Below are 24,606 nucleotides of genomic sequence, written 5' to 3' on the forward strand. Positions count from 1 at the left end.
TGCAGACACAGTCAATACCCACCCGTTCCAGTTCAGCCTTTACCTGTTTTACTGGAAATGTAAATGGATTGGAAATCGCAAAGTCAATGACTTCAAATCCCAGTTCTTTTGCCTTTGGGATGATCCATAAATCTTTTTCAAAAAAGGATTCAGTCCAAATAAAACTGTCAACTCCAAATTTATTTCTCATAAAAGCTCCTTTCAGTTAGATGCTGGCTGGTACTTCAGGATTGTTATTTGCATAGTTTTGAAGAATTACCAGGGATTCATAAGAACTGGTGTTTTTAACTATAACGCCGTTTTTTGCGGCTTTTTCAGAAACAAAAAATTCATCACCGGAAATATCGTCAAAATGGAGCAGCCCCGGAGCCTCGCATTCAAAACAGCCGAAAGTTCCGTGGCCCTGTGTGATCACAGCACCATATGCAGCCTGATCAGTGAGAGTATAAGTTTGTCCAGGAAGTATAGTGACTTCTTTCGCAGCGACAAAATCATTTGCATAGGCAACCCACTTTTCAATAGCTCTATTTGATTCTGTCTTGATTTTCGGCATACGGAAGTAGGTTTCTTTATAATCAGGGCGTGTGCTTTCCTCCCAGTCAATCTGAGCAAAAATAGCATCCAGGTCATTTTTTTCTTCTTCCGGAGCGCAGTCGGTCAGAAGATTATGTGGGTTTACTTCACCCATGGTTACATTTTCCATGATAGTATTTACATCACTGTTCCACTGGGGTTCAAAGGTTACCACAGAGGCCGGGGCATGGATAACACCGGCCGGAGTATACCATCCTGTCCCTAATTTAATACGGTAGGCTCTGGAAAGTTCTGTGATTCTTGTATCTTTCACGTCGTAATTTTTAAGACAGTCCATAACCTCTTCTTTGGTTGTGGACGGATCAAAACCAAAATAAGTCAGAGGGAATCTTCCCAGATAAGAAGAGTTATATTGCGGTGGGAAGTAGTAGGCTTCTGGCTTTCCGTGCATTCCGATTTTATTTGCGCGCTCTTCTGTCAAATGCAAATGGTGGAATAGAGGCTTGTCATAGTCATACAATTTTGCAAAAACAGGCCAGGTTCCGTACTTTTCCATCAATGTTTCCCCGATCAGGGAAGAACCCAACTCATCTACAAACTCTGAGAGAAGTATTTTTTCTTTTGTTTTTTTATCTGCAAGCACGTAGCTCATGCCTTCTGTCTCCCCGGTCTCAGGACCATTGAGAGCCTTTGTTATGGAACCGAGCCAGCGTTCGCAGATTCCTCCGCGGCTCATGCCGAGTGCATAATAGTCATCGGGATGAAGACGAAGCCTGTGTCCCGGTTCGTTGAATCCTCTTGGCACCCAGGTTGGTGTAAGCTGTAAAATACCTTTTCCTGCTTCAAATACTTTCTTAATTGTTGACATTCTCATTACCTCCTTAAAAGATGAATAGTTTCTTTATGTCATAGGAAATCCCTGTGGAACCTCCTACAGCTTATCGTGCGCAGCACACAAATGTGTAAGGAAATTATTTAACCTCGTTAAATTACATTTGGCGCTCAAAGTGAGCAAGCCCGCTTTGTTCTTTATAAATAGGATTCCCATTGAGCCTTATTGGTGAATAAATTGACCGTAACGGAAAATTCCTTCGATTCTCCAGGGGCTAATGAAAGGATATTCCCTGAGTTCTTTACCTGGTGACGGCCGTCTAAGGACGCAGTACAAGGTTCCAGTCCCAAAACATAATCACGTTCTCCCATCATTTTCCATTGGATACTTTGAGGGAACTGGCAGGTAGGAAATTGAATCTGTATGCCTTTTTCAATTTTGGTGTTATAGACCATCATGTTTGCAGTATCCGTATTGTAAGTATGGTAAAAACATTGTTCAGAAAAATTCGGTGTGGGAGGAAGTATTTGATTCCAGGAGCTTAACCCTTTTTTTGACGTCTCATCTCTCGGTGAGACATGGGCTGAATTTATGTAGATTTCTGCATGTTCATCTAACAGCGGATAACCAAGATTTATGTGGTAAAGATACATCAGAGGTTCTGTTTTTGAACCTTCATTCAGGATATTATCCTTCAATATAATCTGATTGGATATTTTTGAAATAGTAAAAACGCGTTTTAATGTGAATTTTGCTCCAAAGATCTCATGATCTTTTATCAGTGCGTGAACCTCTATTTGCTTATCATTTTCAGTGTGATAGATGTAATCGGAAGGTGTATTTCCAATATTTCCATGGAGACCATGCATTTTCCCCTCATCTTCATTGGGAGAGCCAATGTTGTTAAAGCCGCATGTTGTGAGAAAACCGCAGTTAAATGATTTTAGAAAGCCGAAACCATCCTGCCCCAAAGTATAGTAAGATGGGGCTACTTCTCCTGCCACGGAAGTATAGCTTAAATTTTTCCCATCCAGGCAAAGCCGGGAAATGTCGGCGCAGCGGTCAGCGTTAATTACCAGTTCCATGCCTAATCCATTCCGTATGTGAAGCATATGCATATGATCACCTTTTCCGTGCATCAGCCGGTATTCTTCTACACCCATGATCTGTGAAGGGTGTCCAATATAGTTTTTCTGCTGCATAAAAACCTCCTTAATATATTTAAAGTAATATTAACCAGATAAAAGCTACAAAAGAAAGAATATTTCTTGTATAAGAAATAATATTTTATATAAGCTCTGGATTTAAATGAATATTAGCATATTTTTTGTAATTTGTATATAAAAAAATAAAAATATAAAATAATATTTCATAAAAAGATTGACAAATATCATAAGCAAAGTTAATATTATAATATCAAAATCAACAAAGGTAAGATGCATCTATAAAATTCCTTTGTGAAGAGTTGCTAGAACATCCATCAAATTCAAAAGGAGATTTCATTATGTTATTGAACATGAAAGATTTATTGGCAGTCGCAAATGAGAAGAATTTCGCTGTACCGGCATTTAATATTGGTACCGGACAGATTTTGAACGCAGTTGTTGAATGCTGTGAGGAAAAACAGGCGCCGGTTATTCTGGCGATTCATCCGAATGAATTGGAATTTCAGGGCGACAGCTTTATTGAAATGTGTAAGGACAAGGCTAACAAAACCCGTGTTCCTATGTGTATCCATTTAGATCATGGTGAGACGATGGAGCAAGTACAGAGAGCTATCCGCTGCGGATTTACTTCTGTTATGATTGATGCATCAAGCAAATCATTTGAAGATAATATTTCCATTACAAAAGAGGTGATTAAAGTCGCCCACCCGTTAGGCGTATCTGTAGAAGCTGAGCTTGGAACCATTGGGGATATCAAAGAGGATTCAGGAAACCGTGAGATCGGAGCAAAAGAGATCGTATTTACACAGCCGGAAGACGCAAAGAAATTTGTTGAGGAAACAGAATGCGATACGCTGGCCATTGCGATTGGTACGGCTCATGGTATTTATCCGAAAAATTTTGTACCGCACTTGGAGCAGGAATTGCTGACGGAGATCAAAAATATAGTTTCTATTCCATTGGTACTTCACGGAGGTTCAGCAAACCCGGATTTAGAAATTGCAGAAGCAGTAAAACGGGGTGTTAATAAGATTAATATATCTTCTGATATTAAAGATGCTTTTTATCAGCAGACAAGAAAAACTTTGGCGGATGATGTTGTCATCAGAGAACCCTTCGATCTGTATGTTGACAGTATTGCTGCCATGAAGAAGGTTGTAAATCAAAAAATTGACTTGTTTGATGATGCGGATAAAATGAAATATTACAAATTATAATATTTTTTGAAAGGAAGAAGCCATGGATATTAAGAGTGTTTTAGACGACAGAGTGATCCGTTCCGATCTTTTCGCAGTCAATAAGGAAGATGCGCTTAAAAAAATGACAGAAATGTTGCAAAAGGCAGGATATGTTGATGATGCAGCCGGATTTATTGCAGATGTTATGCAAAGAGAAAGTCTGGGTTGTACAGGAATTGGGAATTACGTGGCCATCCCCCATGGAAAAAGTCCATCCGTATCAAAAGTTGGGATCGCCATCGCAAAGCTTCAAAATGAGATTGAGTGGGAAACCAATGATGGAAAGGGAGTCAGGGTCATCTTTTTGTTCGCAGTTGGAACTGATAATGAGAATGCTATGCAGCATTTAAAACTGCTTGCACAAGTAGCAGGAAAACTGGGAAATGACGAAGTTGTTGAAAAGCTCTTAAATGCAGGTTCTGTTGAAGAGATCAAAACGATATTTGAATAAGAAAGGAGCACCTATGAACATTGTTGGAGTAGCGGCATGTACGGCTGGAATTGCCCATACATATATTGCCAAAGAAAAGCTTGAGAATGCTGCCCGAAAGAGAGGACACAAGATTCATATGGAAACACAAGGGGTGATCGGAGTTGAGGATGCGTTAAGTTCCGGTGAGATTGAGACGGCTGATGTCGTCATTCTGGCGACGGATGTAAGCATTTCCGGAAAAGAGCGGTTTGAGGGAAAAAAGGTGGTAGAAGTGCCTACAGAGACAGTGGTCATGTCTCCTAATAAATTAATAGAGAAAATAGAGGAGCTTGTATAAAATATCATAGAAGGAGATATATAATATGAAAGAACTGCAAATAAAAAAACATATGCTCACGGCAATTTCATATCTGATCCCATTTGTATGTACCGCAGGTATGCTGATGGTGATCGGTAACATTGCAGGAGGAAGCTCTGTAGAAGACTTTACAAAACAGCTTGCTTTCCCTGACTTTTTGACAACCATCGGTGGAACTGCACTGGGATTTCTCCCGATCGTTATTTCCACAGGGATATCTTATAGTATAGCAGATAAAGCCGGTATTGCTCCTGGTATCATCCTTGGACTGCTCTGTAAAGATGCGGGATTTGGTTTTTTAGGGGGGCTAATCAGCGGTTATCTGGTCGGATATCTGACTGTTTATCTGTTAAAAGTTATGAAAGTACCAAAATGGGTTGCAGGATTGTTGCCTCAGTTAATTCTTCCCCTGATCGGATCCCTGGCGGTAGGGCTGGTCATGAAATATGTGATCGGAATTCCGATCAATGCGCTGACCAATGCGATTACAGATCTTTTGGTGAATATGCAGAACAATGCGGGTATGATCATCCCATTTGGAATATTGGTTGGAATATTGTCGGCGGTTGATTACGGCGGCCCGATCAACAAAGTTGTTTTTGTTTTTGCATGTGGTGTTATGGCAGAGGGAATCGGTGGGCCCATTGCGATTTTGATGCAGGCATCAATGATAGCGCCTTTTGGCCTGACGATTGGATATTTCTTATCTAAGATCATGAAGAAAGATATTTTTTCTAAGGAAGAAGTAGACAACTTGAAATCAGCATTTGTCATGGGATGCTGTATGATAACAGAGGGATCTTATCCCATCATTTTAAATGACTTGATTCGGATTACAATTTGTACCGGTGTAGGTGCCGGCGTGGGTGGTGCTGTATGTGCGGCTTTGAACGTTACATCCAAGGTTCCCACGGGAGGGCTCTTTGCACTTCCGGGATTTAACCATCCGCAATACTGGCTTTTGGCATTATTGATCGGTTCCTGTGTATTTGCGGTGCTGCTTCAGTTCCTTAAAAGAAAACCTGTCAAAGGAAATGTTGAAATTGAAGAAAAAGAAATTGATTTGTCATCATTAAAGATTAGTTAACCAAATAAAGTTTAACGTTAATTTTACAAGGATTTAACATTATTCTCCACGAAAATCATGTAAAATAAAATTGCTGTTAAGTTATGGTGAAATGATTGTGAGACAAAGGAGAATAAAAATATGAATACAACGATTGTATTAGGACTGCTGGGAGGACTTGCCCTGTTCCTGTACGGTATGCAGATGATGGGCTCCGGCCTGGAGGCAGCTGCGGGCAACCGGATGAAACGGATCTTAGAGAAACTGACGTCTAACCGCTTTCTAGGAGTCGCCGTAGGGGCAGGAATCACAGCCGTCATTCAGTCGTCTTCCGCTACGACTGTCATGGTCGTAGGATTTGTAAATTCAGGGCTTATGACGTTGAATCAGGCAGTCTGGATCATTATGGGGGCCAATATTGGGACAACCATTACCGGGCAGCTGATTGCTCTGGATGTAGGGGCCATGGCACCGATCTTTGCTTTTGCAGGAGTTGCGATGGTCTTGTTTTTGAAAAAGCCAAAGATCCAATACATAGGACAGATCATCGCGGGCCTGGGTGTGCTGTTCATCGGAATGGACATGATGAGCACAGCCATGATGCCGCTTAGGGATGCACCTGCATTTATTAACCTGATGACAAAATTCTCGAATCCGTTGATCGGTATCCTGGCAGGGGCAGGGTTTACAGCTCTGATCCAGTCTTCCTCCGCATCTGTGGGTATCCTGCAGGCCTTGGCAGCCAGCGGACTGATCGGATTTAATAGTGCGGTGTTTGTACTGTTCGGACAGAATATTGGTACCTGCATCACGGCGATCCTTGCAGCTATCGGTACAGGGCGAAGCGCCAAAAGGACTACGGTGATTCATCTGCTGTTTAATATTATTGGTACTATTATTTTTACAACCATATGCCTGACACTTCCATTGAGTGATCTGGTTGCATCCTGGACACCGGGAAATGCGCCGAGACAGATCGCGAATATGCATACACTGTTTAATCTTGCCACAAGTTTTCTGCTCATCCCATTTGGAAACCAGCTGGCATCTCTTGCGGTGAAGATCCTGCCGGAGAAGGAAGAAGAAAAACAGAAACAGAAGCATTTGAAATATTTAAGGACTTGGGATGCGGGTCTGGATCCCAGGATCGGAGGCGCTGCCATTCATATGGAAGAAGTGGGCAAAGAGATCCAGAGAATGCTTGAGATGGCAAAAGAAAATGTGGACGAAAGCTTCCAGTCCTTCTTAATTGGAAACAGCCACAAGTTAAAGGAAGTGGAGGAGAGAGAGGCATATATTGACTACCTCAACAAAGAAATTTCCGGGATCATTTCCAAGATGATGGTGACTGAGACCAATGAGAAGACTTCTGAGATCATCAGTCTATACTTTAAGATGACAGGAAATATCGAACGGATCGGTGACCATGCCGTCAATATATGTGATTACACAAAGATCATTGAGGAGAAGGAGATCAAGTTTTCCCGCCAAGCCAGGGCGGAGTTAAAAGAGATGAAACAGATCTGCCACAATATGTTCCGGTATTTCCAGAGAGAGATCCAGGATACAAAGAAATGGCTTGAGGATCTTCACGAGATGGAGCGTTTTGTGGATGCAAAGACACAAGAGTTTTACGACAGCCATCTGAGAAGGATGAAGAGGGGAGAATGTAACGACGAGGCTTGCATCATCTACTCTGAGATGCTGGTAGACTTTGAACGGATTGGGGACCACCTGTGGAATATGGCCAAAGCCATGAGGGAAATTGCAGAAGAAGTTTAGTGTAAAGGGGAAGAGCTTTTCTTCCCCTTTTTTCTCTGAGGATATGTTATAATACTACTGTTAGAGTATTAGTGGATAAAAAGGAGAAGGTAGCATGGAATACATTTTATCGCCGTCGATTTTATCGGCAGACTTCAAGACACTTGGTGACGATATCAGAAAAGCAGATGCCGCTGGGGCCCAGTGGATCCATATCGATGTGATGGATGGAGACTTTGTGCCGAATATCTCATTTGGTATGCCGGTCATCAAAAGCATCCGCAGCGTAACGGACAAGGTATTCGATGTCCATCTGATGGTAGAAGAGCCGGGCAGATTTATTGATGAATTTGCGGCATGCGGGGCAGACTATATAACAGTACATGCAGAGGCATGCACTCATCTTGGCCGTGTGATCCAGCAGATCAAACAAAAGGGCCGTAAAGCGGGAGTTTCGCTGAATCCTGCAACTCCGCTGAGTGTTCTTGACTATGTGCTGGATGATCTTGATATGGTACTCATTATGTCGGTGAATCCAGGTTTTGGAGGACAGTCTTATATAGAAGCAATGGATCAGAAGATCAGGGATCTGAGAAAAATGATTACAGACAGAGGACTCGATGTGGACATTCAGGTGGACGGAGGAGTGACAGCTGATAATATCGCTCACATCAAAGACTGCGGCGCCAATGTATTCGTAGCCGGATCTGCCGTATTCAACGGAGATATTGAACAAAATATACAGAATTTATTTAAGGCAATGGAGGTATAGAGATGAGTGAGTGTACTCACGACTGCAGCAGCTGTGTGGAAAGCTGTTCTGACAGAACGCAGTCACAGACAGATTTTATGGAACCATTATATAAAGACAGCAGTGTAAAAAAGGTCATCGGAGTTGTGAGCGGCAAAGGCGGCGTGGGGAAATCTTTGACCACAGCCTTGCTTGCGGTGGCGGCAAACAGAAAAGGTCTCCACACAGGTATTCTGGACGGAGACGTGACAGGACCATCCATTCCTCAGGCCTTTGGTCTGCATGAGAGACTTTTGGGCAATCAGGAAGGGATTATTCTCCCTGCGCTCACAAACTTCGGCATCGAGGTGGTGTCAGTGAACCTGATGCTGGAAGAGGAGACTCAGCCGGTGATCTGGAGAGGCCCGGTGGTGGCCGATGTGGTCAAACAGTTTTGGGGTAAGACATTATGGCGTGACATCGACGTAATGTTCGTGGATATGCCGCCGGGAACAGGGGAAGTGCCTCTGACGGTATTCCAGTCCGTGCCTCTGGATGGGATCGTTGTGGTAGCTACTCCTCAGGATTTGGTTGGAATGATTGTTGAAAAAGCAGTCAATATGGCTAAGATGATGAACATTCCAATCCTCGGAATCGTGGAAAATATGAGTTACATCAAATGTCCGGACTGTGGAAAAGAGATTTCTATTTTTGGAGAGAGCCATATAGACGGAATTGCCGAAAAGTACCAGATCCCAGTGCTGGGAAAACTTCCGATTGATCCAAAGCTTACAAAAGCCTGTGATGAAGGCCTGATCGAAGATGTAGAAGAGCTGTATTTGGACGGAGTGATCGAAACTCTTTAAATAGCTGTTTTTAACATAATGTCGAATTCTTTTTTTAGTTATCAGATTTTAAGTTAATATAGAATAGTATTCAATAAAAAAGAGATGAATCCCATGGATTTGTCTCTTTTTTTGTAATATATTCGTAATATTAATTTGGGGATATCTGGTGAAATCATGTTCTTTTTTTAATACAACGGTTGACAAATCGTTAATTGTTAAGTAAACTAGCACTAAGTTGTTACGAAAATATTTCAAATATTTAAAAAGTAAGAATAAATCTTAAAAAACTATCATAGGTTATACAGTAACCAAAATGATTTGCTTTAGAAAGAGGATATTATGAAGATTTTAAAAATAGCAGCAAAGAAAAAGTTTTTACTGCTTGCCATGATGGCAGCAGTAGTGACGGGTGCACTGTTTACCGGTTCATCATCTACAGAAGCTAAGGCTAAAAAAGTACAGTATTTAGGAAAATATAAATTGACCGCATACTGCGGATGCAGAAAATGCAGCGGAGGCTATGGAAACAAAACCGCTACGGGAAGAAGAGCCAAACAGGGACGTACGATTGCCGTAGATAAACGAAAGATTAAACTGGGAAGTAAAATTAAGATCAAGGGAAAAACATATGTAGCCGAAGACGTGGGCGGCGGAGTAAAAGGAAAACACATCGATGTTTATTTTAATTCCCACAAAAAAGTAAAAAAATTCGGACGCAAAAACAACGTCAAAGTATATAAGATCAAAAAATAAAAGAGAAACTGCTGTACTTCATGTAAGAACGTACAGCAGTTTTTTTTTAAAACTGTTCCGGATACAGACCTTCAGATCTCATGGCTTTCAGAGCATCCATGACATGCTGCTTGTCCTCTTTATATGTCACACCATACCATTGATCTCTGGAGACCAAAACGTCCATTGTAGCTTTTCCTTCCTTCATCAGCAGGCTGGCCACGCTTGGTATAAAATATTCACATTTTAATGGATTCTCTTTTAGAGAAGCAGAGAGGAATTTTGAAAAACCGGTTTCCAATTCGTCTATGATCATAGGGCGGAATCCAAAAAAGTTCATAGATACAAGGGTGTCAAACGGAAGAGATGTCCAGGTATTTCCGTCATCTTCTGTAAACTCGGCGTGATCTCCGCGCTTTTCAATATGAGTCCGCTCTGTGATGGAGAGCAGCTGATGATTTTCATCAACTTTACAAATTCCTCTGGATACATATCCGCTGTCTGTCACAGTATTTCCAAGATGGTATCCGACCATTGCAAATTTTGCTTTGGCGGAAGAAGACTCTTTCATAAGAAATTGGGCCATAGCCTGATAGCCGTGGATGCCGTAATAATCATCGGCATTGATAACGGCAAATGGTTCCTCAATAAATGGTTTGGCACAGAGAACCGCATGGGCGGTACCCCATGGCTTTATCCTGCCTTCCGGGACAGAGAAGCCAGCAGGAAGGCTGTCCACTTCCTGAAATGCATAACAGACTTCCATTCCGTCCGGAATCCGGGAACCTACCGTCTCCTTAAAATCTGTTTCAATCTCTTTTTTAATTATAAACACTACTTTTCCGAAACCGGCCCGTTTTGCATCATAAATAGAATAATCTATAATTGCATGTCCCTGGTCATCCATAGGGTCCATCTGTTTCAGCCCCCCGTAACGGCTGCCCATGCCGGCGGCAAGAATCACTAACGCTGGTTTTTTCACTTTTGATACCTCCAAATCAATTTCTGAACAACATTATACCTTATCGCGCAAAGCGCGTCCATCCGAAGGGTATAAAATACGGTGTGCCCTGTGGGTATAACATACCTTATCATATGAAGCACGTTCATTCGAAGGGGATAAAATAAGGTGTGAAAAGTACAGAGTGGCTGTTGAGTTTCCCAACCCCGAAACAGGGAAAAACCCTGAGAAGCGGCGTGAAATGGCGAATTAGACTTAGTTTAAGCTGGGAAACACAAAAAAACAAATTAGTTGGGAAAAAACAAAGGAAACGTTGATTTTATCAGGAAAACTGGCTATAATAAAAAACAGAAATGGCTTAAAAGCGTTGGATAAACAATAACAAGAGTTGTATTGAAATAGCGGCAAGCTCACAAGATTACCGCCAATCCGTTCAGATAAACAATAACAAGAGTTGTATTGAAATGACGGAATAAATTGACCGGGGATGAGCTGAGAGGTAGATAAACAATAACAAGAGTTGTATTGAAATGGTAGTTTCGTATAGATACCTGCATAGGTAAGAAGATAAACAATAACAAGAGTTGTATTGAAATGATCCGTCTGCATCTCATTATTATTGTTGAAAAAAAGATAAACAATAACAAGAGTTGTATTGAAATTCGGTGTCACCGGTCACGCACCTTTTTAGCTCATGATAAACAATAACAAGAGTTGTATTGAAGTTTAAAACTTCTCTTTTAGTGTTCCGCTAATTGGATAAACAAAAACAGGAGTTGTCCTAAAAACAATAGTGAAGTTCAACAAAACAATATTCTGCTTAAATTCAACAATCTTTCTTTTACCCAAAGATCCGGTCTCCCCGGATCTTTATTATATATTATATAAATACAAGAATCCCAGGTATGGTATATGGTCTTTGATACAATCCTGCTTTACCTGCGGCAGACCCGCTTATTATCAGTTGCGGAATAGGATACTGTTAAGGTATAATGATATATATGACCAGCGGATATAAAAGTAACACAAAAGAGGGATTTGAATGTTTAACCAACGACAAATTGAAATTTTATTAGAATTCTGCAATCACTCCGATGAGTTCCTGACAGCGTCCCATTTTGCAAAGAAACTGGACGTGAGCCTACGGACGGTTCAGGGGGACATGAAAGTGATCCGGAAGGAACTTGCGGATGAGACGTGTGCGGAATTGGTTTCCAAGGCTTCCAAGGGAAGCTGTATCCAGGTGAAAAACTATGATGAATTTTCCGCATTCGTGAATTCTCTGTACCAGCAGTACACAACGGTATCTCTCAATTACCCTACAAGCCGCATCAGCAAGATACTGCTTTTGCTCCTGAACAGACACCGGGCCGTATCTGTTATGGAATTGGAAGACAAGTTTTATATTTCGAGATCCACACTGCAGAATGATTTGAAGAAAGTAGAGGAAATCCTTGAAAAGTTCCAGCTGGAACTATTAAAAAGCAGCAATAAAGTCATGATCGACGGATATGAGATCAATAAGAGACGATGTCTGGCGGAACAGGACCTCTATCTGGCCCATATCAAAAATGAACAGGGCATGGTATATATTGATGAGAGACAGCTGGCAAAGATTAAAAATATACTGACTGATATTTTTGTGAACTATAAGTATCATATTATGGACACCGACTTCAACAATGCGATTCTGTTTTTGAATATCATGATCTGCCGGATGGGCGAAGGATTTTACATACAGCCGGGCGAACTGGATATTTCGGAACAGCTGGGCAATGAGTACGAGATTGCCAAAGCAGTCTTTGGAAAAATCAGCCGGAGATTTTTCATAAAAGTGCCGGATGAGGAGATACGGTATTTTTCTCTATACCTGAAGGGACAGGGCAATAACAGAGATTCAGATACGATTACCCAGGAGATGGATAATTTTATTTCTGAAGCTTTTGAAGAGATCCGGCGGAACTTTGGAGTGGATTTTACTGACAACATAAATCTGCGGATCACATTGGCACTGCACTGTATGTCTTTGAGTATCCGGATCAAATATGACATGCAGGTAAAGAATGATATGCTCAACTATATCCGGGAGACCTTCCCGCTTGGATATGATATTGGAGCTTATTTTGCATTTCTGCTTCATCAGCAGTATGGAAAGCGGGTGTCGGAAGATGAAGTGGCGCTCCTGGCCGTCCATTTTTACAGCAGCCTTTTGGAGCTGAACAGCCGCCAGGGAAATAAAAGGATTCTCGTGATCTCCGCTTTGAAAAACAGTATGACGCTTTTGATGAAACAGACCCTGCTAAAATGGTTTTCGGAGTATGTTTCAGTCATAGACTTCATGAATCCTATGGATGTGACAGAAGACATGCTGGATGAATACGATATTTTTCTGACCACAGAAAAAGAAGAATTTTTTGAGAAGGGACTGGCGATGTATGTGGACACATTCCCGAATCAGCATGATTATATGAATATTAAGCTGAATATTGATGGATTTAAGGATATAGAAGATGTGGCAGATATTTTTCATCCGGAGCTGTTTTCCAGCGTGAAGTCATCGAATAAGGAAGAAGTGCTCAGTATGCTCTGCGAAAAATCCACTGCTTATTTCCAGGTAGAAAATCTTCATTTACAGGTTTTACAGAGGGAAGAAATCGGCAGTACCTTTTTCAGCAAACAGATCGCAGTGCCTCATCCGATGTATGCGGTTTCATCCGATACGTTTGTGGCAGTGTGTGTATCGAAAGAACCTATCATTTGGGATGAAGAGAAAAATGAGGTACACTTAGTGATGCTGATGCACATCGGAAAAAATAATCCGCAGGCATTTCAGCTTTGGGACTATTTTTCCAAAATGTTCGCCGATAAGTCTCTGGTGGAACGTCTGGTGGAAGATCCGTCTTATCCTAATTTTATCCGGCTGGTAAAAGGGGCTCTGGAGACAGGCATCAACAGTACGGAGACAATTTAAGATCGTTTAATATAATCAGGGCAGAAATTCGTTTTTTGGGATTTCTGCCCTGATTTTATGTTATAGGGAGAAGGTCCGGCAGTTTTTAAATTAACCCAATTTCACGTTTTTCTATTGCATCTGATTGGACTTTTTTGTTGAATCAAATGGATTTAGAATAGAACTAAGCTCAAGGAGGAGAAAAATGAACAGGAGAAGCAATAAGATTCTGAAGGATCTGATCCTCGGTATTCATGCAGACGTTTCCGGATTAGAGGAGAAATATAATATACAGGAGAGAACGATACGGGCAGATATAAAAGAGCTGAATAAAGATCTGGAAGCATATGAGCTGCCGGTGATCGCCTCGGATCTTGACGGAAAGCTGTGGATTGACACAGATAAAAAAGTGGATATCCGGGCCTATGAGAAATTTATATCGGAGTACGACTTTTATACTTATTACCTTTCAAAAAAGGAACGTTCCACCATTCTTGCAATGATCCTTCTGAATGCCAGCGGATATGTGACGGTGGACCAGCTGAAAGAAAAGATCGGGGTCAGCCGCAATACCCTGCTTCAGGATCTTCAGGAATTGAAAATCTGGTTTAAAGAAAATGGAATGACGCTGGTATCCCAGGTAAGGAGGGGATATATTATTGAGGCATCGGAGCTGGATGTACGGAAAGGCATCTTAAAGCTTCTGGAAGTAAATGGCGATGACAATTACTATAAGAACGGATATGATCTGAGTGTTTTTTGGAATCTTCTGTTAAAAGAGGCAGACAGCCTGGAGATTTATGAGAAGATGAAAAACTGCATCCTGGAAGAAGAGGAAGAGACACAGATATTTTTTGCCGACTATTCTTTTTTTGAGGCTGTGACAGAGCTCACCATTGTAGCCAACCGGATCGTACGGAAGCATTTTCTTCCGGGGTATTTCACCAACGAATGGAAATATTTAAAAGAAGGCTCCAAATACACGTTCAGCAGAGGGCTGTTCGGGAAAATTTCAGACATGTTTCAGATGGATGTGCGTGAGGTCGAAATCCTCTACTACACGGAGTGTCTGAATGGAAAAAGTTGTTTAAAGGACGATGCACAGAAAACTAATGCGCTGGAACTCAGAGTCATGATCGCGGAAACCATCTATCAGATCTCCAGCTGTTTTGGAATCGACTTTTATCTGGACTTTACTCTTTATGATTTGCTGGTGGCTCATATGCGGTCCGCGGTGCACCGGCTGAAAAACAGTGAAGTTCTGGTAAACCCGCTGAAGGATACGCTCATGCAGGATTATCCGAAGATTTTTGAGAGTGTGAAACAGCATCTCGGCTCACTGGAAGATTATGTGGGCCAGAAATTTTCAGAAGATGAAATGTCTTTTATGGTGCTGTATTTTGCCTCGGTGATGGAAAAAGAAAAGGCAGAGACAGAAAAGAGCAGGAAAGTAAAAGTGGCTCTTGTATGTGCAACCGGAAGAGGGACGGCACAATTTATGCTGGCGAAGCTGAAGACGCTGGATGATATGATCGAGATCGTCAGTATCTCTTCTTTCCATAATATGAGGGAGATCGAGAAAAACGGAACCCAGATGATCATCTCAACAATCCCGTTAGATAATGTGAAGATTCCATATGTGGAAGTGCGGTCGCCTATGCTTGAGAAAGACGATATCCTGGATATTCAGAGAAAGGTCCTGGAAATACGGGAGGGAGACGGCGGAGACAGTAAAGAACGGGAGCCGGAAATCACAAGTCCGCCGGATGTCAATATTCAGGGTGCGTTCTATGATCTGCTGAATGAGGAGAGGATTCAGGTGGGATACGAGGCCAAAGATTGGGAAGATGCGGTTCGCCAGTCGGGAAATCTGCTTCTTTCTACAGGTGCGGTAGAGCCTGGATACGTGGACGAAATGGTAATGAATATCAAAAAGAACGGTCCTTATATTGTCGTCTGCCCGGAAACGGCGCTGCCTCATGCAGATACAGAAAAGGGGGTAATCAAAGAGGCAGCTTCACTTCTTAGATTAAAGCATCCCATCGATTTTCACAGTGGAGTTAATGATCCGGTTCGATATGTGATTGGAATGAGCATTCAAAGTGCGGAAAGCATTAACCGGGCAATTTATGATTTAATGATGATTTTTGGAAATGAGACGATAAAGAAAAAATTAGATCAGATGGCGGATACAAAAGCGATGTTAAATGCAATCAAACAACTGGAAAATAATTATAACAAGGAGAAAGATAATGAAAAAAATAATTGGCAAAGCAGACAAAAATTATCTGGCAGTGTCTTTATCAGGTGAAAATGACAAGGAGATTCTTGGCCAAATGGCAGATGTTATGTTTCAGGAAGGTTATGTAAATGAGGGATTTCATAATGCCATTATTCGAAGAGAAGAAAACTTTCCCACGGGTCTTCCTACAGGAGAAATTAATGTAGCTATTCCTCATACGGATCCTGAATATGTAAATAGACCAGCGGTATGTTTAGGAATTTTAGACAGTCCGGTCAAATTTAACGTTATGGGAATGGAAAATGAAACAGTTTTAGTTTCTGTTCTCTTCATGCTGGCAATTAAAAAGAAAGAAGATCAGTTAGGACTGCTGCAGAAATTAATTGCAACATGTCAGGATCAAGAAATGTTAAAGGTAATTCAATCTGGTGATAAAAAGAAAATAGATGAAGTATTAGGAGAGCTAGTGAAGTAAAAAGGGTAACAATTATTTATTTAAATAAAAGGAGAAGATGATTATGAAAAGAATTTTAATTGCGTGTGGTTCAGGAGTATGTACATCTACAGTTGCTAATCAAAAAATTTCGGATTTTCTAAATGAAAATGGATACGAAGGTCAGTACAAAATGGAACAATGCAAAGTTACTGAAATTGTGGCAAAATCAGAGAATTTTGATTTTTGCATCTCCACTACAGCAGCACCAGCGGGTGCAAAGTGTCCGGTATTAGCAGGATTGCCGTTGCTTACAGGAATGGGAATGGAAAAACTTTATCAGGATATTTTAGAACAAATGAAAAAATAGTTTGAAAGGAAGGTATGAATATTATGGGAGCATTACAAGGTGTATTAAAAGTATTCGATTTTATTTCTGGTTTAGGAGCAACGGTAATGATGCCGATTCTGCTTACGATATTTGGGTTAATACTGGGTGCAAAATTTGGAAAAGCACTTCGTGCAGGTTTAACAGTTGGAATTGGTTTTGTGGGATTAAATCTTGTCATTGGAGCGATGGGAGACAGTCTGGCTCCGGCAGTACAGACAATGACAGAAAGATTTGGATTGACATTATCCACAGTTGATGTTGGATGGCCTGCGGCAGCAGCAATTGCATTTGGGTCTAAAATCGGAATGATTATGATTCCATTAGGATTAGTGATTAATATCATAATGCTGATTACAAATACAACACAGACCATTGATGTGGATATTTGGGATTACTGGCATTTTGCTTTCACAGGAGCATTAGCAGCGGCTTTAACAGGGAGTTTTACCATTGGACTGATTATTACGATTGCAAATATGATTATTGTTATGGTAATTGGAGATTATACTGCTCCGAAGGTAGAGGAAACCTTAGGAATGCCGGGTGTGTCATTGCCTCATGGGTTTACAGGAGCATTTGTCCCGATTGCAATTGTCATTAATAAGATTATTGATTTGATCCCAGGAGTTCGTGATATTGACATTAATATTGAAAAGCTTCAAAAACGTTTTGGTGTATTTGGTGAACCAATGTTAGTAGGTACCGTATTAGGTGCGGTCATTGGAGCATTGGCAGGATATGATATTGCAAAGATATTGCAGACAGGTATTACATTAGGTGCGGTACTGGTTTTGATTCCTAAGATGGCAGCTCTGCTGATGGAAGGATTGATGCCAATTTCAGAAGCAGCATCTGAATTTGTAAAGAAAAGATTTAAAAACAGAGGAAAGATTTATATTGGATTAGATTCTGCAGTAGGTGTAGGGCATCCAACCTGTTTAACGGTATCTTTAATTTTAGTACCATTGTCAGTTCTTTTGGCTGTAATTCTGCCTGGAAATACTGTTTTACCAATGGCTGATTTGGCAGTTCTTCCTTATATTTTTGTATTGGTTGTACCGTTAGTGAATGGAAATGGATTTAGAACTTTAATTACTGGTATTTTATGTCTGGTATTTGGATTTTATATTGCAACAGATTTGGCACCAATGATTACAACTGTTGCGAAATCTGTAAATTTCGCAATTCCAAACGGAGCAACAACTATTTCCTCCATTTGTGATGGAGCGAATCCTTTAACATGGGTTTTGGTAAGATGCAATAATTTTGGTGCTGTCGGAGTAGCAATTTTCGTAATTATAGCATTGGCACTGGCAGTATTGAATAGAAAACGTATTTTAAAAGAAGCAGAGGCAATGCATTCTGAAGGATAAAAATGGAGGAAAATTATGTTTGAACATGAGAAGGCTCAAATGATTAAAACCGGAACAAAAATGGACCGATATGGTTTAATTGCTTTATCAGGCGGGAATGTGAGCCAGCGTATGCAGACAGGAGAGATACTGATTACACCATCTGGAATGATTTATGAGGATATGGTACCAGAAGATATTTTAGTAATGAATTTGGAAGGAAACGTAATCGAAGGGACCAGGAAGGCTTCATCTGATACAGAAGGTATTTTATACATCTTTAAAAATAGAAAAGATATAAATGTGGTAATTCATACGCATCAGCCGTATGCAACAGCTATAGGACTGGTTCAGGATAAATTTGAAGTCAATTTAACAACATTGGCAAATGCCTGCGGCGGGGATGTGGCAGTAACACCATTTAGTTCAGCAGGCAGTGTTGATATGGGGAAGGATACTGTGAAATATTTAGGAAATTCTCTAGCTGTCATTTTATCAAATCATGGGGTTATGGCAGTAGGAAAAGATTTGAAACAGGCTCTTTGTTCTGCGGTATATCTGGAAGAAGCAGCGAAAACATTTTTGGCGGCTAAATCTGTTGGAGAACCGAAAAAAATGTCAAGGGAGCAGGTAAAACAAGCAGTAGAATTGTTCCATTATTATGGACAGGGAACGCCAGAGATTCCAAAAGAATTAGTCAAAAGAATATAAACGAAAGGGAAGCAATGATGAAACATTATGTATATAGACCATCCCATTTTTGCATTCAAATGACAATACCGGGTTTATTTACTGGGCTGATAGGAATTTTTTGTTTTATCCGGTTTCTTTCAGAGGGACGAAATCCTGTATATTTGATGATTTTATGTTTATGTATTTATAATGTTTGGAATGTATTTATTTCTGTCAGTAATCCTTCAGAAATTATGATAAGGAATGGAATCATTGAATTTTACGCCTATGGAAAAAGTCATAAATATAAGATTGATCAGATTCAAAGCTATCATATGAGACCTTTGGCAGGAAATACGAGAATGTATATGACGTTTAACAATGGAGGGATTTTAAAAGGGAGATATTGGATAAGAATATCTGAATTTTCAAATAAAAAAGAACTGGAAAATTATTTCTATGATTTAGATAGTAAAATTAATCCAGATTCTCTTGTGACAGAGGCAAGAATACAGGGGAGAAAAAGATTGAAGACAGTTTTACAGGAGGAAACAAAATGTTAGTTACATTAAAGGAATTGCTGGATCAGGCCAAAATTGAGAAAAAAGCGGTTGGTGCTTTTAACGGAACTACGTTGGAGTCCATTCGTGGCATCATTCAGGCCGCAGAAGAATTAAATTGTCCTGTGATTCTTCAACATGCACAAAGTCATGATGACATGATTGATCTGGAGGAAATTGGACCAGTTATGTTGTATTATGCGAAACGTGCAAAAGTACCAGTTGCACTCCATTTAGATCATGGAAGCAGTTTTGAGCGGTGTGTGCAGGCACTTCGTTTAGGATTTACTTCTGTTATGTATGATGCATCATCAAAAAGTTTTGAAGAAAATGTGGAAGAAACAGCAGAAATCGTTAAAATAGCTCATGCGGTTGGAGCAAGTGTAGAGGCTGAATTGGGACATATCTTTACTTCTGAAGTTGTCCAGGGAGAGGGAACAAGTTCTGACAGCACAGATGATTATGAAGACTTGAATGATATTTATACTGACCCTCGGGCTGCAAAAGAGTTTGTAGAAAAAACAGGCGTTGATTGTTTGGCAGTTGCATTTGGTACAACACATGGAGTATATCTGACAGAACCTAAACTAGATCTTCCGCGAGTTGCAAGAATTAGTGATGCAGCAAATGTGCCATTGGTAATGCATGGAGGTTCTGGTGTATCTGATGCGGACTATAGAATTGCCATTGAAAATGGAATCTGTAAAGTGAATTACTATACATACATGAATACAGCAGGTGGAAAAGCATCAAAAGAGTACTGGAAAGATGAAGAGACTCCTTTATTTTATGATTCCATGTCTTTAGCAGCGACAGAGGCAATCAAAGAAGATGTAAAAAGAGCAATTCAGGTATTTCAGAAATTGTAAATTTAGGAGGAGAGTCAAATATGGCAGTATATAAAGAAACGATTAAAGTGGAATCTCATGGGAAAACACCAACTTATATCAATATTACACCTGAGGTAAAAAGAGTTATTGAGGAAAGTGGAATTCAGAATGGAATTTGTACTGTGATTTCTCCGCATACGACCTGCTCCGTATTTTTTGAGGAATTTGTCCACGATTATAATGAGGATGGAGACGAATTTTTGCAGGAAGACTTAAACAATGCTCTGGCAAAGATCATTCCGGATCATATAAGTGGGGACCAGTACAATTATCCGGGAGAGGAACACTACAAAGAAGTGGAAACCTGGCCGGATGTAGATTTCTGGCTTCCGGGAGGAGACAGGACCGCTTTATTCAACGGAGATGCCCATCTGAGATCTACGATTCTCGGGTCCAGTGAAGTCTTCGATGTGGAGGACGGAAAATTAGGAGTCGGTGTTACAGGATATGTCTATTTTGTAGACTTTGACCGTACGCGTCCCAGAGAAAGAAAATGTAAAATAGTTGTCATTGGAGAGTAAGGAGGAGAATATGGGAAACATGCAGTCACCGTTTTTGATTGTAAATCCAAAGTCATATTTATACGGAAACGAGAGCCTTAAATTGGCGAAGGCCGCGGATCAGGCGGCTAAAGATACCGGCCTTACGATCATCTTCACATGCCCGTATGCAGATGTGAGAATGATTCGTGAAAATACGGAAAACATCATTGTCTGCGTACAGTCTATGGACCCGCTGGTACCCGGACGCGGAATGGGGCATGTACTTCCGGAATCTTTGAAGGAAGCAGGAGCAGACGCAGTATTTCTGAACCATGCCGAAAATCCTAAGACGCTGTCCGACCTGCATGCATGTATCCGGCGTGCAGCCGAGCTTAACATGACTTCTATCGTATGTGCGGACACTATCACGGAAGCAAAAGCCGTAGCGTGTATGAACCCGGATGTTGTCCTGGCGGAACCGACGGATCTCATCGGAACCGGTCAGGTAGCAGACGATGCTTATACAATTGAAGCAATCGATCAGGTACGAAAAGTAAATCCTGATGTACTGGTGGTGGTTGCTTCCGGAGTCAGTACGGCGGAGGATTGTTACAACATGGTACGGCTTGGGGCTGATGGCACGGGAGGAACGTCCGGGATTTTGAATGCCCCTTCCCCGGCTGTCAGGATTAAAGAAATGGCAGAGGCAATTGTGAGGGCAAAAAAGGACACTGTTTAGGCGATTTGAAATTTTAATATTACATTGGATAAAAATCTTTCAAAGACAAATACTGATTTTGTGGCAGGATTGGTTTTACTATGCAATAGACAAAAGCATATAAATCTGTCTCATTAAAGTAAAAGAACTGGAGGTAACAGACCCAATGGCAAAGGCTGGTATGAGACGGCCGGATCCCAAAGAACCGCATGGTACAGAAAGTAACCATAAGGCACATAACCCAAAAAATGATGTGCCTCCTGTACCGGAGATTCAGGGTAAGGCAAAGTCAGGGAACAAGAAAGCAAATCCCATGTAACTATAATGACATGAAAAAACATCTATTCACTTTAGCTGAATAGATGTTTTTTTGAGATATATTAAATTCCCTCAAAGGGATTATTCATTAATGATGGATACCAGTTCTGCTGCCTTTTTGCTGACATTTTCTATGGACTGAATGCTAAGTCCGATAACGTTCACTTCGTTATGATTCTGTTCATACGCTTCCCCAAAGGTAGAAATAAAAGCTTTTCTTAAATCAGATCCGTAATTTACCTTCAACAAGTTAAATTTCCTTGCCTTCTGGATCGTCTCAAACGGAATCCCGGAACCACCATGCATAACAAGCGGCACGGGAGAAACCTTTGAAATTTCTTCTAATAACGGAAGATCGACTTTTGGAGTCAGATCCAGGCCGTGTACATTTCCAACGGATACAGCCAAAAGATCACAGCCGGTTCTCTCGACAAAATCTGCCACCATGGAAGGATCCGTTTTGCTGTCTGCTTCGTTTACGATATCCTCCTCTTTCCCCTGGAGGGCCCCCAATTCTGCCTCAACAGGAACTCCGTAGAAGTGGCAGTACTGTACTGCGCGTTTCACCTCCTGAATGTTTTCTTCAAACGGAAGATGAGAGGCATCGATCATAATAGAAGTAAATCCAGCATCCACACATGCTTTCACATGTTCGTAAGATTTTCCGTGATCAAGGTGAAGACCCACCGGCACATCACTGTCCTTTAAGGCATCTTTCGCAAGATATGTGATTGTGTCCGGGCTTGAGAGTCTTAAGTTATTAGAAGATATCTGAATATATCCGGGAAGTCCTGCCTTGTTCAATCCTTTGGCGATGGCATAAGTCATTTCCAGGTTTGTCGTGTTAAATGCAGGCAGGATATAATGATGGTCTTTTGCATATTTCATCAGGTCAAATCCATTTACAATTTTCATTTCCATATAGCGGCGGGGTTAAAAAAGCCGCTTCCTCCTATCTAATCTGAAATTTTTCATTTTTACCGTTCACCAGTACGTACTAAGCTTGATTCGATTATAACAGGGAAAAAGTCTGTAACTGTTTCGGTTATTGCACGAATCATGCCGCAAAATCCATTCCGGAAGAAAGAAGCTTCTGCGTAATAAATTGCGCAGTTAATCATGCAAAATGCTGGCAGAAACTGCGGCAATGATTGTGCAAATGTCTGTGAAAAACCCGGAAAGCGGCGTGGTATACTTCAATTACATCAAAGGCCAGATGAAAAGGAGGGAAAAGGATGAAGGTCATTGCAGTATCCCACGGCAGCTATTCAAAAGGGCTGGTGGAAAGTACCCAGATGCTCGTGGGCGAACAGGAGGATTTGGTAGCATATGGGCTGTTCCCCGAACAGACAGTAGCAACTTTAACGGAAAAACTGAAAGCGGAGATTGATCAAACCGGAGATGGAGAAGAGATCCTGTTCGTATCTGATCTGTTCCACGGAAGTCCGTTCAATGCGATTGTTTCTTTAATGGAGCATCATGACATATATCATGTGACGGGAATTAACCTGCCATTAATGGTAGAGGTAATGATGGGGCGCTATGCGGGAAAAAATGCGGCAGAGATTTGCGCAGGGCTCATAGAAGCGGCGCCGGGAACAGTAAAAGACGTAAGAAAGTTATTTGAGGAGGTAGATGAGGAATGAAAAATGTCGTGTTAGCCAGAGTCGATGACAGGCTGATCCATGGAGAAGTTGTCTCTGTATGGACTCCGAGCTTAAATGTCAACAGGATCATCGTAGTGGATGACGAAGTTGCGGCAGACAAATTCAACAAACGAGTCATCAAAGCCCTTGCTCCAAATGGTGTTAAGGTAAATGTATACGGGACCGAAAAAGGAGCGGAGGTTCTTAAAAAAGATCCGAAGGAAGCAGGAGAGAGGGTTATGATCCTCACAAAAACACCCATTACATATGACCGCATGACGGATCTGGGTCTTGAGATTAAGGACGTTAACCTCGGCGGAATGGGACTTAGAGGAGAAAGAACACCGTTTATCAAAAATGTAGCCTGTGATCCGGATGAGATCACCGCGATTAAAAACCTGATGACAAAGAACGTGCATGTTTATTATCAGCTCGTCCCTGAACAGCAGGTGATTGAAGTTACCGGATACTTGGATAAATAGAAGGAGGAAGTATATATGGAAAAGATGACCATCATACAGGCAGCCTTATGCGGGGTTGTTTACTGGCTGGCAGTTGGAAACCTGCCGTTTGTAGGCCTTTGGTCCTTACAGAGACCGCTGGTCTGCGGTATGATCACCGGCTTAATTCTGGGCCATCCGGTACAGGGAGCCGTGATCGGTGCAACCATTAACTTAGTTTATTTGGGATTCATGTCGGCGGGAGGAAGTATGCCTGCAGATATGGGACTGGCAGGAGTCTTGGGAACAGCCTATGCGATCGTCGGCGGTTTGGACACCGATACCGCTTTGGCGCTGGCAGTACCGATCGGTATTCTTGGAACGATTGTCTGGGCAGGACGTATGACCTTTGACTGCTTCTTTGTACATATTGCAGATAAGTATATAGAAAAAGAACAGTATAACAAAATCTGGCGGGCAAATGTCTTATTTCCTCAGATCATGTGTTTTCTCATGACGGCAATCCCGTGTGCTCTCGCCGCATACTTTGGGTCTAACTATATCCAGGGAATCCTGAATATGTTAAGCGGAAAAGTACTGACTGTCTTCCAGATCATCGGTGGTTTAATGCCTGCACTCGGAATTGCGATTACACTGCAGTACATCTTCAAAGGGGAATCAAAAGTATTTCTGTTTGCAGGGTTCTTACTGGCTGTATACTCAAAGCTTCCATTACTGACATTGGGTATCATCGCATTGCTCGTGGCAGTTGTATACGTTCAGGTCACCTCTGCTATGGAACCGGCAGAAGCAGCAGTTATTGATGATGAAGATGATGAGGAGGACGACTAAG

26 protein-coding genes, 1 pseudogene and 1 CRISPR repeat array are annotated in these 24,606 nt (G+C 41.3%); of the genes and pseudogenes, 22 read left to right on the top strand and 5 right to left on the bottom strand.

Translation table 11 applies throughout. From position 1 onward, the window contains the following. The 3 genes and pseudogenes from CI597_RS12905 to CI597_RS12915 form a co-directional block, all read right to left on the bottom strand. A pseudogene (locus tag CI597_RS12905) lies at nucleotides 1-190 on the bottom strand (sugar phosphate isomerase/epimerase); the annotation flags it as partial. 15 nt (nucleotides 191-205) lie between these two features. After that, nucleotides 206-1,402 carry a hypothetical protein gene (locus tag CI597_RS12910; RefSeq protein ID WP_024726436.1) on the bottom strand — a complete coding sequence of 399 codons (1,197 nt, stop codon included), beginning with the start codon at nucleotides 1,400-1,402 and terminating at the stop codon, nucleotides 206-208. A gap of 161 nt (nucleotides 1,403-1,563) precedes the next feature. Continuing rightward, complete coding sequence (locus CI597_RS12915) at nucleotides 1,564-2,568, bottom strand: aldose 1-epimerase family protein (RefSeq protein WP_024726437.1); 1,005 nt, start codon at nucleotides 2,566-2,568, stop codon at nucleotides 1,564-1,566. 302 nt (nucleotides 2,569-2,870) lie between these two features. On the opposite strand from CI597_RS12915, the gene CI597_RS12920 reads away from it, so the two are divergent. The 8 genes from CI597_RS12920 to CI597_RS12955 all read left to right on the top strand — a co-directional run bounded on the left by CI597_RS12920 (nucleotide 2,871) and on the right by CI597_RS12955 (nucleotide 9,719). Beyond that, on the top strand, nucleotides 2,871-3,749 hold the full coding sequence (locus tag CI597_RS12920) for a ketose-bisphosphate aldolase (RefSeq protein WP_024726438.1): 879 nt from the start codon (nucleotides 2,871-2,873) through the stop codon (nucleotides 3,747-3,749). 22 nt (nucleotides 3,750-3,771) lie between these two features. After that, nucleotides 3,772-4,221: a PTS sugar transporter subunit IIA gene (locus CI597_RS12925; RefSeq protein ID WP_024726439.1), complete on the top strand. Its 450-nt coding sequence runs from the start codon at nucleotides 3,772-3,774 to the stop codon at nucleotides 4,219-4,221. A 13-nt stretch (nucleotides 4,222-4,234) separates the two neighbouring features. Beyond that, a complete protein-coding gene (locus CI597_RS12930; RefSeq protein ID WP_024726440.1) occupies nucleotides 4,235-4,540 on the top strand; it encodes a PTS fructose transporter subunit IIB in 306 nt (101 codons plus the stop codon). Between the two features lie 25 nt (nucleotides 4,541-4,565). Further along, a complete protein-coding gene (locus CI597_RS12935; RefSeq protein WP_024726441.1) occupies nucleotides 4,566-5,648 on the top strand; it encodes a PTS fructose transporter subunit IIC in 1,083 nt (360 codons plus the stop codon). A 120-nt stretch (nucleotides 5,649-5,768) separates the two neighbouring features. Further along, entirely contained in the window at nucleotides 5,769-7,409 is a 1,641-nt protein-coding gene (locus tag CI597_RS12940) for a Na/Pi cotransporter family protein (RefSeq protein ID WP_024726442.1), read from the top strand. 94 nt (nucleotides 7,410-7,503) lie between these two features. After that, nucleotides 7,504-8,160 (top strand): ribulose-phosphate 3-epimerase, encoded by a 657-nt coding sequence (rpe, locus tag CI597_RS12945; RefSeq protein WP_024726443.1) that lies wholly within the window; start codon nucleotides 7,504-7,506, stop codon nucleotides 8,158-8,160. A 2-nt stretch (nucleotides 8,161-8,162) separates the two neighbouring features. Next, nucleotides 8,163-8,984: an Mrp/NBP35 family ATP-binding protein gene (locus CI597_RS12950; RefSeq protein ID WP_024726444.1), complete on the top strand. Its 822-nt coding sequence runs from the start codon at nucleotides 8,163-8,165 to the stop codon at nucleotides 8,982-8,984. Between the two features lie 321 nt (nucleotides 8,985-9,305). Continuing rightward, nucleotides 9,306-9,719, top strand: coding sequence for a 3D domain-containing protein (locus CI597_RS12955; protein WP_034548802.1), 414 nt, complete (start codon nucleotides 9,306-9,308; stop codon nucleotides 9,717-9,719). 46 nt (nucleotides 9,720-9,765) lie between these two features. Here CI597_RS12955 and CI597_RS12960 read toward each other — a convergent pair whose 3' ends face one another. Then, entirely contained in the window at nucleotides 9,766-10,680 is a 915-nt protein-coding gene (locus CI597_RS12960; RefSeq protein WP_024726446.1) for a nucleotidyltransferase family protein, read from the bottom strand. 348 nt (nucleotides 10,681-11,028) lie between these two features. Further along, a CRISPR array of direct repeats spans nucleotides 11,029-11,386; the repeat unit is 32 nt; unit sequence AGATAAACAATAACAAGAGTTGTATTGAAATG. A gap of 315 nt (nucleotides 11,387-11,701) precedes the next feature. Here CI597_RS12960 and CI597_RS12965 point away from each other — a divergent pair. From CI597_RS12965 to CI597_RS18170, 11 genes are all read left to right on the top strand, one after another. Beyond that, nucleotides 11,702-13,630: a BglG family transcription antiterminator gene (locus tag CI597_RS12965; RefSeq protein ID WP_024726447.1), complete on the top strand. Its 1,929-nt coding sequence runs from the start codon at nucleotides 11,702-11,704 to the stop codon at nucleotides 13,628-13,630. 184 nt (nucleotides 13,631-13,814) lie between these two features. Further along, complete coding sequence (locus CI597_RS12970; protein ID WP_024726448.1) at nucleotides 13,815-15,920, top strand: BglG family transcription antiterminator; 2,106 nt, start codon at nucleotides 13,815-13,817, stop codon at nucleotides 15,918-15,920. After that, nucleotides 15,862-16,326, top strand: a complete 465-nt coding sequence (locus CI597_RS12975) for a PTS sugar transporter subunit IIA (RefSeq protein ID WP_024726449.1) — start codon at nucleotides 15,862-15,864, stop codon at nucleotides 16,324-16,326. The genes CI597_RS12970 and CI597_RS12975 overlap by 59 nt, the downstream gene beginning before the upstream one ends. Nucleotides 16,327-16,369: 43 nt before the next feature. Then, the gene (locus CI597_RS12980; protein ID WP_024726450.1) at nucleotides 16,370-16,654 is read left to right on the top strand and encodes a PTS sugar transporter subunit IIB; all 285 of its coding nucleotides are present in this window, start codon (nucleotides 16,370-16,372) and stop codon (nucleotides 16,652-16,654) included. Between the two features lie 23 nt (nucleotides 16,655-16,677). Further along, nucleotides 16,678-18,048: a PTS galactitol transporter subunit IIC gene (locus tag CI597_RS12985; protein ID WP_024726451.1), complete on the top strand. Its 1,371-nt coding sequence runs from the start codon at nucleotides 16,678-16,680 to the stop codon at nucleotides 18,046-18,048. A gap of 15 nt (nucleotides 18,049-18,063) precedes the next feature. Then, complete coding sequence (locus CI597_RS12990; RefSeq protein WP_095142958.1) at nucleotides 18,064-18,738, top strand: class II aldolase/adducin family protein; 675 nt, start codon at nucleotides 18,064-18,066, stop codon at nucleotides 18,736-18,738. 17 nt (nucleotides 18,739-18,755) lie between these two features. Continuing rightward, a complete protein-coding gene (locus CI597_RS12995) occupies nucleotides 18,756-19,262 on the top strand; it encodes a hypothetical protein (protein WP_235824628.1) in 507 nt (168 codons plus the stop codon). Further along, nucleotides 19,256-20,128: a class II fructose-bisphosphate aldolase gene (locus CI597_RS13000; protein ID WP_024726453.1), complete on the top strand. Its 873-nt coding sequence runs from the start codon at nucleotides 19,256-19,258 to the stop codon at nucleotides 20,126-20,128. The genes CI597_RS12995 and CI597_RS13000 overlap by 7 nt, the downstream gene beginning before the upstream one ends. Nucleotides 20,129-20,148: 20 nt before the next feature. Next, complete coding sequence (locus CI597_RS13005) at nucleotides 20,149-20,670, top strand: YjbQ family protein (RefSeq protein ID WP_024726454.1); 522 nt, start codon at nucleotides 20,149-20,151, stop codon at nucleotides 20,668-20,670. A gap of 10 nt (nucleotides 20,671-20,680) precedes the next feature. Next, nucleotides 20,681-21,370 carry a triose-phosphate isomerase gene (locus CI597_RS13010; RefSeq protein WP_024726455.1) on the top strand — a complete coding sequence of 230 codons (690 nt, stop codon included), beginning with the start codon at nucleotides 20,681-20,683 and terminating at the stop codon, nucleotides 21,368-21,370. Nucleotides 21,371-21,515: 145 nt separating this feature from the next. Then, complete coding sequence (locus tag CI597_RS18170; protein ID WP_186992445.1) at nucleotides 21,516-21,668, top strand: hypothetical protein; 153 nt, start codon at nucleotides 21,516-21,518, stop codon at nucleotides 21,666-21,668. A gap of 80 nt (nucleotides 21,669-21,748) precedes the next feature. Here CI597_RS18170 and CI597_RS13015 read toward each other — a convergent pair whose 3' ends face one another. After that, nucleotides 21,749-22,582 (bottom strand): class II aldolase, encoded by an 834-nt coding sequence (locus CI597_RS13015; protein WP_024726456.1) that lies wholly within the window; start codon nucleotides 22,580-22,582, stop codon nucleotides 21,749-21,751. Between the two features lie 320 nt (nucleotides 22,583-22,902). Here CI597_RS13015 and CI597_RS13020 point away from each other — a divergent pair, with 320 nt between their 5' ends. The 3 genes from CI597_RS13020 to CI597_RS13030 are packed head-to-tail and all read left to right on the top strand — an operon-like array spanning nucleotide 22,903 to nucleotide 24,605. Next, nucleotides 22,903-23,313: a PTS sugar transporter subunit IIA gene (locus tag CI597_RS13020; protein ID WP_024726457.1), complete on the top strand. Its 411-nt coding sequence runs from the start codon at nucleotides 22,903-22,905 to the stop codon at nucleotides 23,311-23,313. After that, nucleotides 23,310-23,795 carry a PTS sugar transporter subunit IIB gene (locus CI597_RS13025; RefSeq protein WP_024726458.1) on the top strand — a complete coding sequence of 162 codons (486 nt, stop codon included), beginning with the start codon at nucleotides 23,310-23,312 and terminating at the stop codon, nucleotides 23,793-23,795. The genes CI597_RS13020 and CI597_RS13025 overlap by 4 nt, the downstream gene beginning before the upstream one ends. Before the next feature lie 15 nt (nucleotides 23,796-23,810). Further along, nucleotides 23,811-24,605, top strand: coding sequence for a PTS mannose/fructose/sorbose/N-acetylgalactosamine transporter subunit IIC (locus tag CI597_RS13030; RefSeq protein WP_034548805.1), 795 nt, complete (start codon nucleotides 23,811-23,813; stop codon nucleotides 24,603-24,605). The last annotated feature ends 1 nt before the right edge of the window (nucleotide 24,606 follow it).

This window comes from Anaerostipes hominis (ex Lee et al. 2021) (assembly GCF_002270485.1).
GTDB lineage: Bacteria > Bacillota > Clostridia > Lachnospirales > Lachnospiraceae > Anaerostipes > Anaerostipes hominis.

Bases quoted from the DNA above. Each gene is read 5' to 3' on its own strand.
- CI597_RS12910 (WP_024726436.1), bottom strand. From the start codon at position 1,402: ATGTCAACAATTAAGAAAGTATTTGAAGCAGGAAAAGGTATTTTACAG.
- CI597_RS12925 (WP_024726439.1), top strand. From the start codon at position 3,772: ATGGATATTAAGAGTGTTTTAGACGACAGAGTGATCCGTTCCGATCTT.
- CI597_RS13025 (WP_024726458.1), top strand. From the start codon at position 23,310: ATGAAAAATGTCGTGTTAGCCAGAGTCGATGACAGGCTGATCCATGGA.
- CI597_RS12965 (WP_024726447.1), top strand. From the start codon at position 11,702: ATGTTTAACCAACGACAAATTGAAATTTTATTAGAATTCTGCAATCAC.
- CI597_RS18170 (WP_186992445.1), top strand. From the start codon at position 21,516: ATGGCAAAGGCTGGTATGAGACGGCCGGATCCCAAAGAACCGCATGGT.
- CI597_RS12940 (WP_024726442.1), top strand. From the start codon at position 5,769: ATGAATACAACGATTGTATTAGGACTGCTGGGAGGACTTGCCCTGTTC.
- CI597_RS13005 (WP_024726454.1), top strand. From the start codon at position 20,149: ATGGCAGTATATAAAGAAACGATTAAAGTGGAATCTCATGGGAAAACA.
- CI597_RS12995 (WP_235824628.1), top strand. From the start codon at position 18,756: ATGAAACATTATGTATATAGACCATCCCATTTTTGCATTCAAATGACA.
- CI597_RS12990 (WP_095142958.1), top strand. From the start codon at position 18,064: ATGTTTGAACATGAGAAGGCTCAAATGATTAAAACCGGAACAAAAATG.
- CI597_RS12955 (WP_034548802.1), top strand. From the start codon at position 9,306: ATGAAGATTTTAAAAATAGCAGCAAAGAAAAAGTTTTTACTGCTTGCC.
- CI597_RS12950 (WP_024726444.1), top strand. From the start codon at position 8,163: ATGAGTGAGTGTACTCACGACTGCAGCAGCTGTGTGGAAAGCTGTTCT.
- CI597_RS12920 (WP_024726438.1), top strand. From the start codon at position 2,871: ATGTTATTGAACATGAAAGATTTATTGGCAGTCGCAAATGAGAAGAAT.
- CI597_RS12930 (WP_024726440.1), top strand. From the start codon at position 4,235: ATGAACATTGTTGGAGTAGCGGCATGTACGGCTGGAATTGCCCATACA.
- CI597_RS13015 (WP_024726456.1), bottom strand. From the start codon at position 22,582: ATGAAAATTGTAAATGGATTTGACCTGATGAAATATGCAAAAGACCAT.
- rpe (WP_024726443.1), top strand. From the start codon at position 7,504: ATGGAATACATTTTATCGCCGTCGATTTTATCGGCAGACTTCAAGACA.
- CI597_RS13020 (WP_024726457.1), top strand. From the start codon at position 22,903: ATGAAGGTCATTGCAGTATCCCACGGCAGCTATTCAAAAGGGCTGGTG.
- CI597_RS12975 (WP_024726449.1), top strand. From the start codon at position 15,862: ATGAAAAAAATAATTGGCAAAGCAGACAAAAATTATCTGGCAGTGTCT.
- CI597_RS12985 (WP_024726451.1), top strand. From the start codon at position 16,678: ATGGGAGCATTACAAGGTGTATTAAAAGTATTCGATTTTATTTCTGGT.
- CI597_RS12935 (WP_024726441.1), top strand. From the start codon at position 4,566: ATGAAAGAACTGCAAATAAAAAAACATATGCTCACGGCAATTTCATAT.
- CI597_RS12980 (WP_024726450.1), top strand. From the start codon at position 16,370: ATGAAAAGAATTTTAATTGCGTGTGGTTCAGGAGTATGTACATCTACA.
- CI597_RS13000 (WP_024726453.1), top strand. From the start codon at position 19,256: ATGTTAGTTACATTAAAGGAATTGCTGGATCAGGCCAAAATTGAGAAA.
- CI597_RS13010 (WP_024726455.1), top strand. From the start codon at position 20,681: ATGGGAAACATGCAGTCACCGTTTTTGATTGTAAATCCAAAGTCATAT.
- CI597_RS12970 (WP_024726448.1), top strand. From the start codon at position 13,815: ATGAACAGGAGAAGCAATAAGATTCTGAAGGATCTGATCCTCGGTATT.
- CI597_RS12915 (WP_024726437.1), bottom strand. From the start codon at position 2,568: ATGCAGCAGAAAAACTATATTGGACACCCTTCACAGATCATGGGTGTA.
- CI597_RS13030 (WP_034548805.1), top strand. From the start codon at position 23,811: ATGGAAAAGATGACCATCATACAGGCAGCCTTATGCGGGGTTGTTTAC.